This window comes from Streptomyces sp. NBC_00344, from assembly GCF_036088315.1.
Lineage (GTDB): Bacteria > Actinomycetota > Actinomycetes > Streptomycetales > Streptomycetaceae > Streptomyces.
The window spans coordinates 3,321,816-3,338,488 of sequence record NZ_CP107996.1 but is presented as its reverse complement, the minus strand read 5'-3'; the positions used below and the strand labels follow the sequence as shown (position 1 = coordinate 3,338,488).

Genomic DNA, 16,673 nt, shown 5'->3' with positions numbered 1-16,673 from the left:
GGGTGACCTGCTCCGGGTTCACGGATGCGGCGAAGTGATTCCCCGCGCCGCGACGACCTCCTGGCGCAGCGGGGCGAGTACGCCGCTCTCGTCGCCCGCGAGCACCGTCCGCACCTCCACCAGCGTGGCGCTGGAGCGCAGCCCCTGCGCCAGCTCCGTCAACTGCTGTGACACATCGAGGACTTCCTCCCTCGCCGGCGGTGGCGCCCCGTGATTGACGCGGACCCGCGCCGCCGTGGTGGCGTCGACGATCCGCTCGATCGCGACCACCACGGGCCACCAGGCGGCGGCCCGTCTGCCGGTCGGCGGCGGTTCGGTCAGGGCCCGCTGGAATTCCGACCGCATGGTGGACAGATCCCGGTAGAGCCGGCGCCGCAGTCTGATCCGGTCGGCCTGGTCGCCGCCGGTACCGTCGCCTCCGAAGGCGCACTCCAGGTAGCGCACGGTGTCCTCCACGGCGTCCGCGAGACCGTCGCCGATCCGGGTGTGCCAGCTCTCCGGCCAGAGCAGGTAGCCGACCACCAGCGCGATGCCGCAGCCGATGAGGCTGTCGACCAGCCGCGGCATGATCAGCTGGAAGCCCAGATGGTTCAGCTGGTCGGAGATCAGCAGGATCACCGGGGTGATGGCCGCGGTCTGGAAGGCGTACCCCTTGGCGGAGAAGGCCGGGACGAGCGCCCCGAGCACCACTATCACCGGCACGTCCCACCAGCCGCGCGGCACCATCCCCAGGGCCAGGGCCGCGGTGAGCACCCCGCCGGCCGTGCCGAGGGCGCGCAGCACCGCTCGGGAGAAGACCGAACCGAAGTCCGGCTTCATCACGAAGGTGACGGTGAGCGCCACCCAGTACGAGCGCTCCACCTCGATCACCGAGACCAGCGTCTGGGCGAGGCCGATGCACAGGGCGAGCCGCAGTCCGTAGCGCCAGGCGGTGGCGGTGAGCGCGACGCTGCGGGCGGCCCGGCGGGTCCGTACCCCCAGGGCCGCCGGGCGGCCGAGCCGGTCGTCGGCGATGTGCCGGTCGGGTTCGGGGTGCGCGACGACGGCCGCCGCATACCGCAGTGCGGCGTTCATGGCGCGGTCGGCGGGTCCGTACGGCTCCGGGAGCACGAGATCGGGGGCGGCCCCCGGGCGGCCCGCCGCGATCACATCCGCCATGTCCCTTACGGCGGCGGCGATTTCCGGACGGCGGGAGGCCCGGCCGTGCAGATGGGTGGCCGCGGCCGCCTCCACCAGCGGGATCACCGCGTTGAGCTGGGCGAGCAGCCGGACCAGCGGGGTGCTCCGGCCGTGATCGCGAGCCCGCTGGGCGAGGATCAGATCGTAGGCGGTGTTCAGCGACTCGGTGACGCCCTGGCGTCTGCCGTCGTATGTGGAGGTGCCTGCGGCCGCCAGCAGTTCGGCCACCGCGCGATAGCTCGTGGCGACCGCGCTCCGCTCGGGGGCGCCGGCCCGCAGCGGCCAGCCCAGCAGGGCGAGCACCAGGACCAGGAGCCCCCCTACCGAGAGCAGCAACGGGGCCTTCCACCAGGGGCCCGGCAGCGGAAGACCCGCACCGACCACCGATTCCAGGAGCAGCAGCAGCCCCGAGACGGAGGCCACGGCGCCGATGGTGGAGATCATCCCGGAGACCAGCGCGACCAGGGTCAGCGCCCCGACCGCGAACCAGCCCTCGCCGTAGACCAGTGTGCCGAGCATGATGCCGATCGCGCCGAAGCACTGAGGTACGGCGATGTTGAGGATCCGCAGCCGGTAGGCGTCGGCGGTGTCACTGATGACCCCGGTCAGGGCGCCCATCGACACGAGCGCCCCGTACGCCGGCCGGCCGGTGGCGAGTCCGGCCGCGATCGGAGCGGCCATCGCGACACCCGCGCGGACCACGGCGGCCCAGGGGACCGGCGCAGCCTGCGGCCGCAGCCCCCTGATCAGCCACTCCGGAGGTGACAGCCGTGGCTGCTGCCGTTTCGGGCCGGTCTCAGCCATACCGGCGGTGATCCATGTCAGTCATGGACCATAAATTACGTGCCTGCGTGCATCCCGAGTCGCACCACGAGTCCCCGGTGGTCGGAACCGCGCAGCGGGAAGAAGCGGGCCGAGGCCACCGTGAAGCCGCCGGAGACCAGCACGTGGTCGATCTGGGGGCCGGCCGGCCAGGCTCCGGCCGGCCAGGATGGGGTGCGGTAGTGCCCCGCGAGGCGGGCGCTGTCGTGCAGATGGCCGTCCTCGAGGATGCGGCGGAACGCGGCGTGGTCCTGGGAGGCGTTGAAGTCCCCGGCCAGAATGGTCGGGGCGCGGCCGGCGGCGGCGAAGGACCGCACCCGCCCGAGTTCGCGCTTCCAGAGCCCCACCTGACGGGGCAGCGGAGGCATCGGATGCGCCAGCTGCACGCGGACCGGCACTCCGTGGATCCGTGCGGTGGCGCCGGGCATCGCCATGGTGCCCGCCACGGCGGGCGCGGACCTCAGCGGGAACACGCTGAGGATCGCTGATCCCTTCGAGCCGGCCTTCCTGACGACAACGCGGTACGGGTACACGCTCCGCGGCAGCCCGGTCCTGAGCGCGTCGGCGCAGACGAAGGAGCACTCCTCGACATACACCAGGTCGGGTTTCTCCCGCCGGACCGCGGCGAACAGACCCGGGGTCGCCCTTCCGAACTGCAGATTGGCGGTCATCACCTTCACCGTCGCGATGACCGGCCCATCGCCGCCGCCCGGGCCAGGTCCGTAGGGCCGCAGCCACCAGCCCAGCGCGCCGAGCAGCAGAAGCGCCCAGACCAGACCGGTCCGCCAGCGGGCGAGCCCGGCCAGCAGCAGCGCGACGCCGGCCGGGACGAGCAGCCACGGCAGGAAGGCGAGCACCTGGGGCACGGGGGTGACAGCGTCGACCCCGGCCGCCCGGCAGCCGACGACGCCGCTGGTGGCGAGAAGCACGAGGGCCGCGAGCCAGGCCCCGGACTGCCGCAGCCGCGAACGCCGGCCGGGCCGTCCGGCGCGGTCCGCCGGGCTGTCCACGGTGTTCAGGGGGCAGCCTCCGACGGTCGCACCGGGGCGGGACGTGGCGCCCGGACTCTCCATCGAGGACGCCCTCACGGGCCCGCGGGTTGCGGCCTGCGCACCGTCCTGATTCAGAGTGCCGGGTTCGCGGTGTGGTGCCGGTCCGTTGCCAGCGCCCAGATCACGAAGAGGCCGATCGCGATCGAGACCACGCCCCAGATCGGCTGGTACGGCAGGAACATGAATTGCAGCAGCACGCTCAGCGACGCCAGCACGATGCCGGTGATCCGGGCCCACACGGCGCCGGAGAGGATGCCGTAGCCGGTGACGGCGATGAGGATGCCGAGGGCCAGGTGGATCCAGCCCCAGGTGGTGAGGGAGAAGGCGTAGGTGTAGTCGCCGATCCGGGTGTAGACGTCGTCCCTGGCGATGGCGACGATCCCCTGGAGGATGCCCATCACGCCCTCGACCACCAGCAGCACGCCGGCGAACACGGTGCCGCCCGAGGCCCAGCCCGAGGTGTTCCCGGCGCCGGGGCCTGTGGCATGGGGCTGCTGCGCTGTGTGATGGCTCATGGCGGGCCTTCTTCCGTGGTGGGTTGCGCTCCTTGCAGCATGAGTCCGAAACGGGCGGACATGAGCGAGTTATTGGGCCGTTCGAGTTGCTTCCGGGCTTCCGCGGGTGTGCGCTGGTGGAAGGGGCGAGCGGAAGGAGCTCTCTGCGATGGCCACACATGCGGCAGTCCCGGCACCCAGGCGTCAGCACCTCTCGACGGCGGCCTGGGCGCTGCCCGTCGGTCTCGGCGTCGCCTACGGCTTCTATGCCGCCTACATCCAGAGCTCGGGCCACGGTCTCTCCACCGCGCAGCTCGTGGTCAGCCTGGTCTCGGGCATCGCCCTGGCCGCGCTGGCCTTCGGGCTCGGCCGGATCCAGCACCGCATGTCGCGTGAGCTGCGCTCGGCCGCCTACGGCGTGCTGTTCGGCGGAGCGATGGGCTTTCTGTACTCGATGACCGGGGAGAGCGTCCTGCTGTCCTCGTTCATCGGCGCCGGGCTGGGTGCCGGCATGCTGATCACTGTCTTCTACCTCCTCTACACGCACGAGGCGTGACCGGGCGGCGACCGAGGACCGGGACGGTAGGTGTTGACCTTCTCCCCGGGGGAAGCCCCAGCATCGGTGGGGCCGGGCCGACCGCCCGGTGGAGGAGGGGAAACCATGGCTCTGCTGACCATCGGCGCGTTCGCCCGGCTCTCGCGGCTCTCCGCGAAGGCACTGCGGCGTTACGACGATCTCGGTCTGCTGCCCCCGGCGCGGGTCGACCCGCTGAACGGCTACCGCTACTACGACGAGGCGCAGCTCGGACGCGCCCGGCTGGTTGCCTGGCTGCGGCGTATCGGGATGCCGCCGTCCGGCATCCGCGAGGTGTGCGAGTCACCGGTGCCCGCTGACCGTGTGCGGGCGTACTGGGCACGCGTGGAGGCCGAGACATCGGCCAGGCGAGATCTGGCGGCCTTCCTCATCGACCAGTTGTCCCGGAAGGACGCCATGACACACCACACTGACAACGGCTCCGCGCTGCCCGCAGGCCGGACCCTCAAGATCCGCTACGCCGCGCTGTCCGACGCCGGGCTGGTCCGCGCGGCCAATCAGGACGCCGCACACGCGGGCGCCAGGCTGCTGGCCGTCGCCGATGGCTACGGCGACGCCGGCGCCGCGGCCAGCAGCGCGGCCATCGACGCCCTCAGGGTGCTGGAAGCGGACGGGGCCAGGGTCATCAGGGCCGGCGATCTGCTGAACGCCCTGGGCGACGCGGCCGACCGGGTGCACCGGGCCGCCGGCGGGGGCGAGTCCGGCGGGGACGGCCCTGACCAGGAGTCCGGTACGACACTCACCGCGATGCTCTGGACCGGTTCGCAGCTGGCACTCGTGCACATCGGCGACAGCCGGGCGTATCTGCTGCGCGGAGGTGAGCTCTTCCGCATCACCCACGACCACACGATGGTCCGGTCGATGGTGGACGAGGGGAGGCTGAGCGAGGCGGAGGCGGCCAGCCATCCGCAGCGTGCGCTGCTGCTCAGGGCACTGGGGAGGGGCGAGCCGGACATCGGGCTCCGGGAGGCGCGGTCCGGCGACCGGTATCTGCTCTGTTCGGACGGGCTGTCATCGGTGGTGCCCGACGACGAGCTGCGGCGGACCCTGCTGGCGACGGCGGCCGATCCCGAAGGCGCCGTACGGGAGCTGCTGGCCCTCGTCCAGGCCGCCGGGGCACCGGACAACGTGGCCTGTGCGGTGGGGGACGTGGTCGAGAGCCGCGGGCCGGCCGGCTGATGGCGCAGCCCGCCCTCGTGGAGCCTCATCCCGCCGCCGTTCCGTCCGGGCGATCACGTGCCGGGGCAGCTCCGGTCCGAGGGTCCGCGCCGTCGTCCGCGAGCAGTTCGATCACCGCCATGACGGCCGGCGCGCACAGCGCGATGCCCACCACCACCGCTGCGGTGGGCCGGTCCCACACCAGATAGACGGCGAGCGCGCAGGCCACCACCGCCCAGTTCAGGGCGGTCCTGGCCCGGCTGAACCAGCGCCCCACCGGTCCGGTGCGCATGCCTGCCGCGTTGCGTACGGCGCCGATACCGCCCGTCCACATGGCCCTGGCCCGGACCGGCCACCGGCCGGGGCCGCTCAGCCAGGCGCTGAGCGCCACCACGGCCCCGAGCGCGACCACCATCCGGACCGTCGTGCGCAGGAAGCCGACCAGGGCGTCGAAGACCGCGACGGCGGCCGGCTGCGGGACGATCTCCGGCAGCCGGTCGAGATAGAGACTCCGGAAGACCGCGATTCCGGCACCGAGCAGTAGCGCACCGGCAGCGACGGCCAGTGCCGCGGTGATCAGGGCGCGCCGTCTGCGGACGGCGATGAGCACCCCGGACACGGCGAGCAGCACCGTCACCACCGGCAGCCAGACCCCGGCGAGTCCCAGCAGCCGGAAGGCCGTCCTGGCCCGGCCGACGGCATCGGACTCCAGAACGGTGAACCGGGTGTGCACCTCCGGGATCCTCGACGCGATGGACAGACCGGTGTCGTCGAGCCGTTCCTTGGCGGACTTCACGACGGGCGCCAGATCGACGGTGACCTTGTTGCCCTTTCCACTGGTCAGGGCGTGTACCACCGAGGCGTGCGCGGTCCGGTTGAGCTGGATCCAGACAGTGCTGAAGGCCGGGCTCGAGACCAGGCTTCCCACCGCGCGCTGTACGAGGTTCCTGAGCCCCGAGTTGATCGGACCGTTCAGCGGGCCGAGGGCCTCGCGCAGGCCCGCCCTGTCGTCGGGCGCCACCGATTCGACCAGCGCGTCCACGCTGACGTACCGCATCACCGCATCGGTGACCCGGTCGGTGACGGCGTGCTGGACGGCCGGGTCGGAGGCCAGCGGCGCCACCGCGTCGACATAGCGGCCGGTGTCGCCGATCTCGTCGTGCGCCCAGACGGCGACGGCCGCGACGGGGGTGAGAAGCGCGGCGATGACGATCAGCAGGGCGGCGAAGAACGAGCGCACCCGGTGGCGCGGGGCCGGCCTTCCCTCCAGTGCGGCAACCCTGGCGCGCAGCCCGTCGATCTCCTCCTGTGCCTCGTCGCTCACCACTCCAGGGGAAGTCACCGGAGGGAGGCCCGCACCCCGGACGGCGCCATTCGGCCAATTCCGGCGTCGCCCGCCGGGCTCTGCGGCCCGCCCTGTCACCACGGAACGTCCGCGGTGAGGCTGGATCTTGCAGTTTCCGTTTCCTTGGTCGCGAACCGCTGAGACGATGTACCGGAACGGGGAGGAACCCATGACTGAGGTCTTCATGCGCCGCCTGACCAGATGGCAGGCCGAACAGCAGCGGGAGGCCATCGCGGACACCTATGTCGAGGCGTACCGGGGGCCCCGCGGGGAGGAGTTCCATGACCGGCAGCACTTCCTGGAGCGCTTCGCCGAGGACATGCAGCGGCCCGGCTTCGACATGATGGTGGCCGACGGTGCTTCGCTGGCAGGGTGTGCCTACGGCTACGAACTGGGGCGCGAAGGCGGACTCTGGCGGGGATTTCGCGGCGGACTCCCGGAGGACGTCGAGGAGTTGACGGCGGCCGGGCATGTCTTCGTGCTGGCCGAGCTGATGGTGATGCCGGAGTACCGCCGCCGCCGGATCGCCACCGGGCTCGTCGACCAGTTGCTGATCCGCTCACGGGCCAGGCTGGCCGCCACTCTGGTGGCGCCGGCGAACGCGACGGCCGGAAGTGTGCTGCGGGACTGGGGCTGGGCGCGTTTCGGTGAGGTGCAGCAGGAGCCGCACGGTCCGCTGTTCGACGCCTGGAGCCGCGGCATCCAGCACGCGGGAAGCGCGGGGTAGCGGCCGGGGCCTGTCACGGCGTCACAGCCAGCCGTTGCGGCGGAATCCCCGGTACAGCAGCAGACACGCCGTCGCGATCACCAGGACGGTCAGTTCATAGCCGTACTGCCAGTGCGTCTCCGGCATGTGGTCGAAGTTCATGCCGTAGACCCCGCACACCATGGTCGGTACGGCGACGATCGACGCCCACGCGGTGATCCTGCGCATGTCCTCGTTCTGCGCGACGGTCACCTGTGCCAGATGTGCCTGGAGTATGGAGTCGAGCAGCGCGTCGTACGAGGCGATCTGCTCGGTCACCCTGGCGAGCCGGCCCGCCACATCCCGGAAGTACGCCTGGATGGTGTGGTCGGCCCGCGAAACCGGGCGGGAGGTCAGTTTCTCCAGTGGACGGGCCAGCGGGGCCACGGCCCGCTTGAATTCCAGCAGCTCACGCTTGAGCTGGTAGATCCGGCCGGCGTCGCCGCTGCCCGCCTGCGGGGAGAAGACCGCCGTCTCCACGTCGTCGATGTCCTCCTGCACGGCGTCCGCGACCGCGGAGTACTCCTCGACCACGTGGTCGGCTATCGCGTGCAGCACTGCCGCCGGGCCCTTGGCCAGCTGCTCCGGTGCGGCCTCCAGATCCTCGCGCAGCGGGCCGAGCGAGCCGTACCTGCCGCGCCGGACCGTGAGGACGAATTCGGGTCCGGTGAAGACGAGCAGCTCACCGGTGTCGACCACCTCGCTGGTGGTGGTGAGCGCCTCGTGCTCGACGTAGCCGACGGTCTTGAACACGGCGAAGAGCGTGTCGTCATAGGTGTCGATCTTGGGCCGTGGGTGCGGACGCAGCGCGTCCTCCACGGAGAGCGGGTGCAGCCCGAACAGCGTGCCCAGTTCGTGGAGCTCCGCCGGGTCCGGATCGTGCAGCCCGATCCAGACGAAGCCCGTGCCCGCAGCGCGGACTCTTTTCAGCGCGTCGGCGGCCGGGCAGTCGCCGGGCTGGCGTATGCCGTCCTGGTAGACCACACAGTTGACCACCGCGCTGCCGAGCGGTGAGCGGACGGGGTGACTGAGATCGACCGGGCGGCGGTAGGTCCGCCGTACGGCTCGGCGGATGGTGTGCAGCATCGGCATGGCGGGGCGCTCCTCCTTCGGCGGGCCGCTGGTCAGTGTGCCATCGCACGGGTGCGGGCCGGCGGGGGAGTGCCTGCGGCACCGAGGCGGGCGGGCCTGCGGCATGCGGCGGCCCGGGTGTGCCGGGCGCCGGCGATGCCACGTGGCCCGGTGACGTACCGCAGCTCGTTGACGTCCGCCTACAGGCCGGCCGCCGCTGCGGCGTCCCGGAACACCTCTTCGAGCATGGGGAGGGTGAGCCGTCCGGTGTTCACATTGCGCTGGCTGGGATGGAAGCAGCCGAAGAGCCGCAGCTCCGCGAGATCTCCGCCGCCGGCCAGCACCACCTGGGCGCCATGGCCGAACTTCGGCCGGGGGCGGGGAACCTCCCAGCCGGCGTCGCGCAGCACCGGAAGCAGCGCCTGCCAGCCGAAGGCGCCCAGCACGACCACCGCACGCAACCGGGGACCGAGCAGGGCCAGCTCCGCCGCGAGCCAGGGCCGGCAGGTGTCGCGTTCCCCAGGGGTCGGTTTGTTCTGCGGCGGGGCGCAGCGCACCGGAGCCGCCATCCGTACGCCCCGCAGGGTGAGCCCGTCGTCCGCGCCGGTGGCCGTCGGCTGGGAGGCGAGGCCGACCGCGTGCAGCCCCCTGACCAGGAAGTCGCCCGAGGGGTCGCCGGTGAACATCCGGCCGGTCCTGTTGCCGCCGTGCGCGGCGGGCGCGATTCCCACGACGGCCAGCGCCGCGTCCGCGGGACCGAATCCGGGGACCGGCCGCCCCCAGTAGTCCCAGTCCCGGAAGGCGGCCCGCTTCTCCGCCGCCACCTGCTCCCGCCAGTTCACCAGGCGGGGGCACGCGCGGCACCGGATCACCTCGGCGTCCAGGGCTTCGAGGCCGGCGCAGCGGGGTGCGCGGTGCGCGGGGAACAGCGGGTCGTCGGGGGACGGTGGTGGATCCGTCGCGGCAGAGGTGGCCATGTCTGCACGCTAAGGGCTGCCCCGTCACCCGTCGTGGATCAGCGCGCGGCGCCGGGGCTGCGTCGCATGGCGCAGAACCGGCCAGATGCGCTCAGCGCCGTCGTCGGATGCCTCGGCACTCTGGGCGCGGACACCACCGGACCCGAGGAGTCGGGGCCATCCTCCTGGCTCAGCGCAGTCTCGGTGGCGCAGCGGCCCCGGGCGGACGCGGCTGACACCCGGGGCGGGACCCGCCCCCGCGCATCCGGCCGGGGCGGGACCCGCCGAGCGGCGCGTCAGCCGAGCGGCTTGTCCAGGACGGCCTTGCGGTGGCTGAACGTCTCCAGCGAATAGCGGCCGTGATAGCGGCCCATGCCGCTCTCGCCGACTCCGCCGAACGGCAGGTCGGACACGGTGAGATGGGCCACCGGCAGACCGAAGCCCAGGCCGCCCGACGACGTCTCCGACGAGAGCCGGTCACGGGTGGTCCCGGACTCGGTGAACGCGTACAGCGCCAGCGGCTTGTCCCGGTCGTTGATGAACGCGATGGCTGCGTCGAGGTTCTCGATCTCGACGATCGGCAGGATCGGGCCGAAGATCTCCTCACCCATCACCGGCGAATCAGGTGCCACCCCGGCCAGCACGGTCGGAGCGATGTACCGGCCGGCACGGTCGTGCTCGCCGCCGACGACGATCCGGCCCGAGTCGAGCAGCCCGGTCAGACGGTCGAAGTGGCGTTCATTGACGATCCGGCCGTAGTCGGGGGAGGCGGCCGGATCGCTGCCGTACGTCTCGCGTACCGCCTGCGCCAGCGCGGGTTCGAGTTCACGCGCCGTCGCCGGGTCGGTCAGGACGTAGTCCGGGGCGACACAGGTCTGGCCCGCGTTGAGGAACTTGGTGGAGACCAGCCGGGTGGCCACCGCGGCCAGGTCGGTGCCACCCTCGACGTACGCGGGCGACTTGCCGCCCAGTTCCAGGGCCACCGGTGTGAGGTGTTCGGCGGCGGCGCGCATCACGATGCGGCCGACGGTGCCGTTGCCCGTGTAGAAGATGTGGTCGAAGTGCTGCTCGAGCAGCGCGGTGGTCTCCGGTACGGCCCCCTCCACCACAGCCACCGCATCGCGGTCGACGAACCGCGGCAGCAGCTCGGAGATCACCCGTGAGGTGGCCGGAGCCAGCTCACTCGGCTTGGCCACCACACAGTTGCCTGCCGCGAGCGCTCCGGCCACCGGGGCGAGCAGCAGCTGCGCCGGGTAGTTCCACGGCGCGATGACGAGGACGACACCGAGCGGGTCCTGGACCGTCCAGGCCGTCGCCGAGCCCAGATGCCCGGGGACGTCGACGGGCTGCGGGCGCAGCCACTCCGTCAGCCGCTCCAGGGTGTGATCGATCTCGCGCACGGTGAAGTCGATCTCGGTACGGAACGCCTCACGCTCGCTCTTGCCCAGGTCGGCGCGGAGCGCGGCGGCCAGGTCCTGGCCGTGTTCGGTCAGCATGGCGCGCAGCCCCCGCAGCTGCTCGGTGCGCCAGGCCGTGGGCTTGGTGCGCCCGGTACGGAAAGTGGTGCGCAGCCTGCTGACGACTTCGGCCGGGGTTTCGACGATGGACTGCACCAGGACTCCTCGATGGGTGGGGGCGGAACTTCATGAGCCTTATAGATGTATTTACCAACAACAAGGTCCGGTCAGTTCTTCCCGCGCCTGTGCGATGCCCACAGCCCGTCGGCGCCGGGCTTACGGGCGCCGGGCGTTCGCGCCGGGCCTCAGGTGGTGACGCTCAGCACCAGTTTGCCGCGGGTGCGGCCGGCCTCGCCGCGGGTGTGGGCCTGGGCCGCCTGTTCCAGTGCGAAGACCTCTTCGACATCCACCCGCACCTCGCCCGCTTCGATGAGCCGGGCGATACGGGTCAGCGCGTGGCCGTCGGGCTCCACCAGGAAGGCGCTCGCCCGCAGCCCCCGGGAGCCGGCCGCCGTCAGGAGTTCCGGTGAGACACCGGACGGGACAGCCACCAGCAGCCCGCCGGGGCGCAGTACGTTCAGCGAGCGGGTACTGGTGCGGTCCAGGCCGTCGCCCACCAGGTCGACGACCACGTCGATGTCCTTGACCTCGTCCTCGAAGCGGACGGCGGTGTAGTCGATGAGCTCGTCGGCGCCGAGCCCGGTGAGCCAGTCGTGCCGCCCGCCGCTCGCCGTGCCGATGACATGGGCGCCCAGGTGCCTGGCGAACTGGACGGCGAAGTGCCCGACACCGCCGGCGGCCGCGTGGATCAGTACCCGCTGTCCCGGCCGGACCCCGGCGGTGTCCACCAGAACCTGCCAGGCGGTGAGGGCTGCCAGCGGCGCCGCTGCCGCTTCGGCGTGGCCGATGCCCGCGGGCTTGCGGGCGAACTGCCTGGCCGGGGCGGTGACGTACTCGGCGTAGCCGCCCGCCGCCCGGGGGAACCACGGCATTCCGTAGACCTCGTCGCCGGGCTTGAGAGTGGTCACCCCGAAGCCGGTCTCCTCCACCACGCCGGACACGTCCCAGCCCAGGGTGAAGGGCGGCTCGCCCAGTACTCCGGCCATGCCCGAGCCCGCCCGGGTCTTCCAGTCGACCGGATTGACGCCGGCGGCGTGCACCCGCACCAGCACCTCGGTGGGCAGTGGCTCGGGGCGCGGCACCTCCTCCACGCGAAGGACGTCGGAACCGCCGAAACCGTGCTGCACCACCGCGCGCATCGAGGATGCGGACATGAGTCATCTCCCTGGGATCAGATGCTCCGGAAGGCCGCTCCGTGGCCTTCCGCCGAGCTGTGGCGACGGTAGACCCAGGGTGGTGGTTACCATCAAGGGCGATTACTTCCCATCGGGAAGCTTCCAGGTGAGAGGCAATTTCATGACCATTCCATGCGCCACTGGCCAGCATGTCCACCACGATGTCTACGCGGCGCAGTGCCCCTGCCGCGCCATGCTGGACCTGCTGGCGAACAAGTGGTCTGCGCTGGCCATCGGCGCCATGGAGGACGGTCCGCAGCGCTTCGGCGAGCTGCAGCGGGCACTGCAGGGCGTCAGCCCCAAGGTCCTCACCCAGACCCTGCGCAGGCTGGAGGGGGCAGGGCTCGTCGACCGGACGGTCTATCCCGCGGTCCCGCTGCATGTCGAGTACGAGCTCACCGGCCTGGGCCGCGGCGCCGCGGTCCCGCTGAGTCTGCTGCGCGACTGGGTCGAGGAGAACCTCGACGGCACGGTGGCCGCGGACGTCGTCTGACGCTCGCGCTGATCCGTGTGGAGCGCCCTGCTCGTAATGGACTTGACATAGTCGCTGAACGAACGTTAACGAATGCGGCCCATCCCACTTATCCTTGAACATTATGATCAGTCAGGCGGCTGCCGCGGTGCTCAAACAGCTGGTCAACGAGGGCGTATCGCCCTGGTTGTCCGAATGGGCCTGTACGGACAACGATTGGGACGCGGCCCGGTGTCTGGCCGAACGGCAGGGATTCCTGGGGCACTTCGCCCCCGCGGGGGTCCCCCATCCGGCCCTGCGGGCAGCCTGTGACTCCCTCAGCCCGGCGTTCGAGGAGAGTGGCGGACGGCACGGTCAGGTCTCGGCGAGTCTCAGCCCGGCGAGCGCGCACGACGCGTTCGCGTTCGTCGTCGAGGCCGCAGCCCTCCAGCGGGCCGTGCAACGCCCGAACATGCTGGTCCGGATACCCGCGACGCAGGCCGGACTTGCCGCCGTTTCCGCCTGTGTCGCACGGGGCATCGGCGTGGATGCCACCTTGATCTTCTCCGTCGGGCACTACGGCCGGGTGCTGAGCGCCTATATGGACGGCCTGGACCTGGCCCTCGCCAACGGGCTGCCGCTGGAGCGGATCACGCTCCTCGCTTCCTTCCCGATCGGCCTGATCGACGAAGAGGTGAACTCCCGCCTGGAGAGCGTCCCGGCCGACGTGGCGGACCAGCTCCGCGACACCGCGGGCGTGGCCGTCGCCCAGCTGATCTACCGTGCACGCGAGGAGCGCCTCAACAGCACCTGGTGGCGGGTGTTGCGCAGCGCGGGTGCCGCCGCGCCCCGGCTGGCCTGGATCGGCGCCGGACCCGGACACGTCGGCGCCCTCGTGGGTTCGAACTCGGTGCTCTCGCTGGCCGTCGACATCCTGGAGAACGTCGTGACGGACAACGTGTTGCACGGTGACACCCTGCTGAACGCCCATGCGCAGGGCCGGAGCACGCTGGAACTGCTCGGGAGCCATGGCATCGACATGGACGTAGTGGCCGAAGCGCTGGGGAAGCGGACCTGCCCCGTGGAGCAGCCGCTCTGACAACGGCAGTTGTGCGGGCCTGTGGCCGTACGGTGATCCGGGCCGGCCGGCGCCCGGACGCGCCGGTTCGGGCGTACGGCACCTCGGGTCTCCGGACCGGCACCGCCGTTCCGGAGACCCGCCGTGCTTCACACCGCGGTCGTCGCCTCTTCCCGGCCGGGGAAACGCCCCCCGGCCAGTGCCAGCAACGGCGCCGACTTGACCGCTGTCTCCTCGAACTCCGCGGCGGGTTCGGACAGGGCGGTGATCGCGCCCCCCACCCCGTAGCGCAGCCGGTCCGGGGTGATCACCGCGGTGCGGATCACCATGCTGAGGTCGGCCGCGCCGGACAGTGAGAGATAGCCGATGCCTCCCGAGTAGACGCCCCGCGGGCCCGCTTCGAGGCGGTCGATGATCTGCATGGTGCGGATCTTGGGAGCGCCGGTCATCGAGCCACCGGGAAACGACGAGCGGATGCAGTCGACGGCGCTGCGGCCGGACCGCAGCTTCGCCCTGACCACACTGACGAGCTGATGGACCGTGGCGTAACTCTCGACGATGAAGAGCGGGTCGGCGACGACACTGCCCGTCTCGGCGCAGCGCCCGAGATCGTTGCGGACCACGTCGACGATCATGAGGTTCTCGGCGTGGTCCTTCTCGTCCGAGAGAAGGTCCGCCACCAGGGCGGCGTCCTGCTGCGGGGTGTCCCCCCTCGGCCGGGTCCCCTTGATCGGCTTGGATTCGGCCTCACCGTCGGCCGAAATCCGGACAAAGCGCTCGGGAGAGGTGCTGAGAACCGAGAGGCTGCCGAACTGGAGCAGCGCGGCGAACGGAGCCGGACTGGTGCGCCGCAGCAGCCGGTAGCCCTCCCACGGATCGATACGGGCGTTCACCTCGGCCATGTTGGTGAGGCAGACCTCGTAGGTCTCGCCGGCCGCGATCTCGTCCTGGCAGGTGGCGATCAGCTTCAGATAGTCATCACGTTCATGGCGCAGCCGGATGCCGGCGACGGGGGCGACCCGGTCGGCGGGCGGCTCGCAGCTCACGCCGGCGAGTGCCGCCAGCCGCCCGGCGGCGGCGGTGAGCCATTCGCGGGCCTCGCGCTCCGTCCCGCGCCCGGCGCCCGGCTCCGCGAGTGCGAGCAGGTAGCTGGTACCCGTCGCATGGTCGAGGACCAGGGCGCGGTCGGCGAACACCATGGTGGCGTCCGGATCCTCCGACCGGTGACGCAGGTCCCCACCGCACTCGGCCTTCAGCTCGTATCCGAGATAGCCCACCCAGCCGAGTGTGAAGCCGAAGGGCAGCTCGGGGATCTCGGTGCGGGTCCCGCGCAGGTCACGGTCGAGCCAGTCCAGGAACTCCCCGGCGACGACCTGAGTCGAGTCGTGCGACTCCACGGTCACCGTGCTGCTCCAGACGTCGGCCTTGACCACCCGGGCGAGCGGGCCCGACGCGGCACCCATCATCGAGAATCTGCCCGGGCCGTCGTCGGGGCGGCTGCTGTCGAGCCAGAAGGCATGCTCGCTTCCGCGGAAGAGCCGGTCGTACGCCACCTCCTCGTCCCACCGGGTGGGGAGCCGCTCGACCAGGACGCGCAGATCGCGTACGGGTTCCGGTGCTGCCGGCACCGGAACCGGTGGCTCGAGCGGCCGGGCGGTGCGGGCAGGGCGGTGCTCGCGAGTCAGCTCGGCGAAGTTGGCGAGCAGCTCCCGGCCGTACTGGGTGCAGATCGACTCGGGGTGGAACTGGACGCCCCACATGGGGCGTTCCCGGTGCCGGAGCCCCATCAGGATGCCATCGGGTGTCCAGGCGGTGGGTTCCAGCTCCGCCGGTAGCCCGGTCACCGCGAGGGAGTGGTAGCGCACCACCTCGAGCGGGGAGGGCAATCCGGCGAAGAGTCCCTCGCCTCCGTGCAGTAGCGGGGAGATGCGCCCGTGCCTGGGCTCAGGGGCACGCGAGACCGTGCCGCCGTGCTGCAGCCCGATGCCCTGGTGTCCCAGGCAGATGCCGAGCAGCGGAAGTTCGGTCCGCTCGATGATCTCGCGGCAGATCCCGAAGTCCTCGGCCCGGCCAGGAGTTCCGGGCCCCGGGGAGATGACCACGTTGTCGAAATCCTGCAGCCGGACGGCCGGCCAGTGCGGGTCGTCATGCGTGATGACCACGGGCTCCTGGCGGTTCACCTGGGCGAGCAGGTGAAACAGGTTGGACGTGAACGAATCATAGTTGTCGACGAGCAGTGTGCGCACGGTTCACTCCGCCCCGACGGCGGCGGGCGTTATCTCGAGCAGGAGGTGCTCGACCACGTCGTCGCCGTATTCGCCCTCATGAACCTCCATGCTCCGTATGGTGCGCAGTTCCCGGCCGTACTCCTCGGCGATCCGGTGCAGTTCGGGCAGGTCACCCCGGCTGCTGAAGTGCAGAAGTGCCGATCCGCCCTCCGCCACACGGCGGGGCGCCTCGGCGATATAGGCACGGTGCGCCCGGTAGCCGATGTCCACGTAGGCGGCCTCGTGGAGTGTCTTGTACTCGTAACCCTCGGGCCCACGCACGTAGTTGGAGCTCCAGAAGACGGTGTCGAAGCGTTCGCCCGCGTCGATGCCGGAGAACATGTCGCCGTGCACGGTCCGCACCCGTCCACGCATCCCGTGCCGGCCGGCGTTCACCGCCGCGTTCTCCACCGCCCACGGGTTGATGTCCGACGCGACCACCCGCTCGCAGCCCGACAGCGCGGCCATCACCGCGATGACCCCGGCGCCGCACCCGATTTCCAGGAATGAGTCCCTCCGGTAACGCCCTTGTTTCTCGCCGAGGTCCAGGAATTCGAGGGCGACGTTGGTCGACGGTGAGTACACCGGCGCGAACACCTCTGCCAGCAGGTCCCACTCGCGTCCACATGCCGAGAAGACTCGCGGACGGTCTGCCCGTGTCATCGAAAGGATGCTTCGTTGCAGCGAGCGTTCATAGCTTTGGACCTG

15 protein-coding genes are annotated in these 16,673 nt (G+C 71.3%); 5 read left to right on the top strand and 10 right to left on the bottom strand.

The window, feature by feature from the left end; all coding sequences use genetic code 11:
- Positions 1-18: 18 nt before the first annotated feature.
- From OHS16_RS14995 to OHS16_RS14985, 3 genes are read right to left on the bottom strand one after another with little or no spacing between them, the layout of a single operon-like run.
- Positions 19-1,983: an FUSC family protein gene (locus OHS16_RS14995; RefSeq protein WP_328537706.1), complete on the bottom strand. Its 1,965-nt coding sequence runs from the start codon at positions 1,981-1,983 to the stop codon at positions 19-21.
- A gap of 35 nt (positions 1,984-2,018) precedes the next feature.
- Entirely contained in the window at positions 2,019-3,074 is a 1,056-nt protein-coding gene (locus OHS16_RS14990) for an endonuclease/exonuclease/phosphatase family protein (RefSeq protein ID WP_328537705.1), read from the bottom strand.
- Between the two features lie 50 nt (positions 3,075-3,124).
- The gene (locus OHS16_RS14985) at positions 3,125-3,568 is read right to left on the bottom strand and encodes a DUF7144 family membrane protein (RefSeq protein ID WP_328537704.1); all 444 of its coding nucleotides are present in this window, start codon (positions 3,566-3,568) and stop codon (positions 3,125-3,127) included.
- A gap of 148 nt (positions 3,569-3,716) precedes the next feature.
- On the opposite strand from OHS16_RS14985, the gene OHS16_RS14980 reads away from it, so the two are divergent.
- Together OHS16_RS14980 and OHS16_RS14975 are read left to right on the top strand one after the other, a co-directional pair.
- Positions 3,717-4,103, top strand: coding sequence for a hypothetical protein (locus OHS16_RS14980; RefSeq protein WP_328537703.1), 387 nt, complete (start codon positions 3,717-3,719; stop codon positions 4,101-4,103).
- Positions 4,104-4,208: 105 nt separating this feature from the next.
- Positions 4,209-5,321, top strand: coding sequence for a MerR family transcriptional regulator (locus tag OHS16_RS14975; RefSeq protein ID WP_328537702.1), 1,113 nt, complete (start codon positions 4,209-4,211; stop codon positions 5,319-5,321).
- Between the two features lie 25 nt (positions 5,322-5,346).
- Here OHS16_RS14975 and OHS16_RS14970 read toward each other — a convergent pair whose 3' ends face one another.
- A complete protein-coding gene (locus tag OHS16_RS14970) occupies positions 5,347-6,624 on the bottom strand; it encodes a hypothetical protein (protein ID WP_328537701.1) in 1,278 nt (425 codons plus the stop codon).
- 190 nt (positions 6,625-6,814) lie between these two features.
- Between OHS16_RS14970 and OHS16_RS14965 the strand changes: the two genes are divergently transcribed.
- Positions 6,815-7,372, top strand: coding sequence for a GNAT family N-acetyltransferase (locus tag OHS16_RS14965; RefSeq protein ID WP_328537700.1), 558 nt, complete (start codon positions 6,815-6,817; stop codon positions 7,370-7,372).
- A gap of 21 nt (positions 7,373-7,393) precedes the next feature.
- On the opposite strand, the gene OHS16_RS14960 is transcribed toward OHS16_RS14965, so the two are convergent.
- From OHS16_RS14960 to OHS16_RS14945, 4 genes are all read right to left on the bottom strand, one after another.
- Positions 7,394-8,482: a magnesium and cobalt transport protein CorA gene (locus OHS16_RS14960; RefSeq protein ID WP_328537699.1), complete on the bottom strand. Its 1,089-nt coding sequence runs from the start codon at positions 8,480-8,482 to the stop codon at positions 7,394-7,396.
- A gap of 179 nt (positions 8,483-8,661) precedes the next feature.
- Positions 8,662-9,438, bottom strand: a complete 777-nt coding sequence (locus OHS16_RS14955) for a uracil-DNA glycosylase (RefSeq protein ID WP_328537698.1) — start codon at positions 9,436-9,438, stop codon at positions 8,662-8,664.
- A 275-nt stretch (positions 9,439-9,713) separates the two neighbouring features.
- Positions 9,714-11,030, bottom strand: coding sequence for an aldehyde dehydrogenase family protein (locus tag OHS16_RS14950; RefSeq protein WP_328537697.1), 1,317 nt, complete (start codon positions 11,028-11,030; stop codon positions 9,714-9,716).
- Positions 11,031-11,179: 149 nt separating this feature from the next.
- Complete coding sequence (locus tag OHS16_RS14945; protein ID WP_328537696.1) at positions 11,180-12,148, bottom strand: NADP-dependent oxidoreductase; 969 nt, start codon at positions 12,146-12,148, stop codon at positions 11,180-11,182.
- Between the two features lie 142 nt (positions 12,149-12,290).
- Between OHS16_RS14945 and OHS16_RS14940 the strand changes: the two genes are divergently transcribed.
- Both OHS16_RS14940 and OHS16_RS14935 read left to right on the top strand, forming a co-directional pair.
- On the top strand, positions 12,291-12,662 hold the full coding sequence (locus tag OHS16_RS14940) for a winged helix-turn-helix transcriptional regulator (protein ID WP_328537695.1): 372 nt from the start codon (positions 12,291-12,293) through the stop codon (positions 12,660-12,662).
- Positions 12,663-12,765: 103 nt separating this feature from the next.
- On the top strand, positions 12,766-13,719 hold the full coding sequence (locus OHS16_RS14935) for a transaldolase family protein (protein WP_328537694.1): 954 nt from the start codon (positions 12,766-12,768) through the stop codon (positions 13,717-13,719).
- Positions 13,720-13,847: 128 nt separating this feature from the next.
- On the opposite strand, the gene pabB is transcribed toward OHS16_RS14935, so the two are convergent.
- Together pabB and OHS16_RS14925 are read right to left on the bottom strand one after the other, a co-directional pair.
- A complete protein-coding gene (gene pabB / locus OHS16_RS14930; RefSeq protein WP_328537693.1) occupies positions 13,848-15,944 on the bottom strand; it encodes an aminodeoxychorismate synthase component I in 2,097 nt (698 codons plus the stop codon).
- 3 nt (positions 15,945-15,947) lie between these two features.
- Positions 15,948-16,628, bottom strand: a complete 681-nt coding sequence (locus tag OHS16_RS14925) for a 50S ribosomal protein L11 methyltransferase (protein ID WP_328537692.1) — start codon at positions 16,626-16,628, stop codon at positions 15,948-15,950.
- Positions 16,629-16,673: the final 45 nt, after the last annotated feature.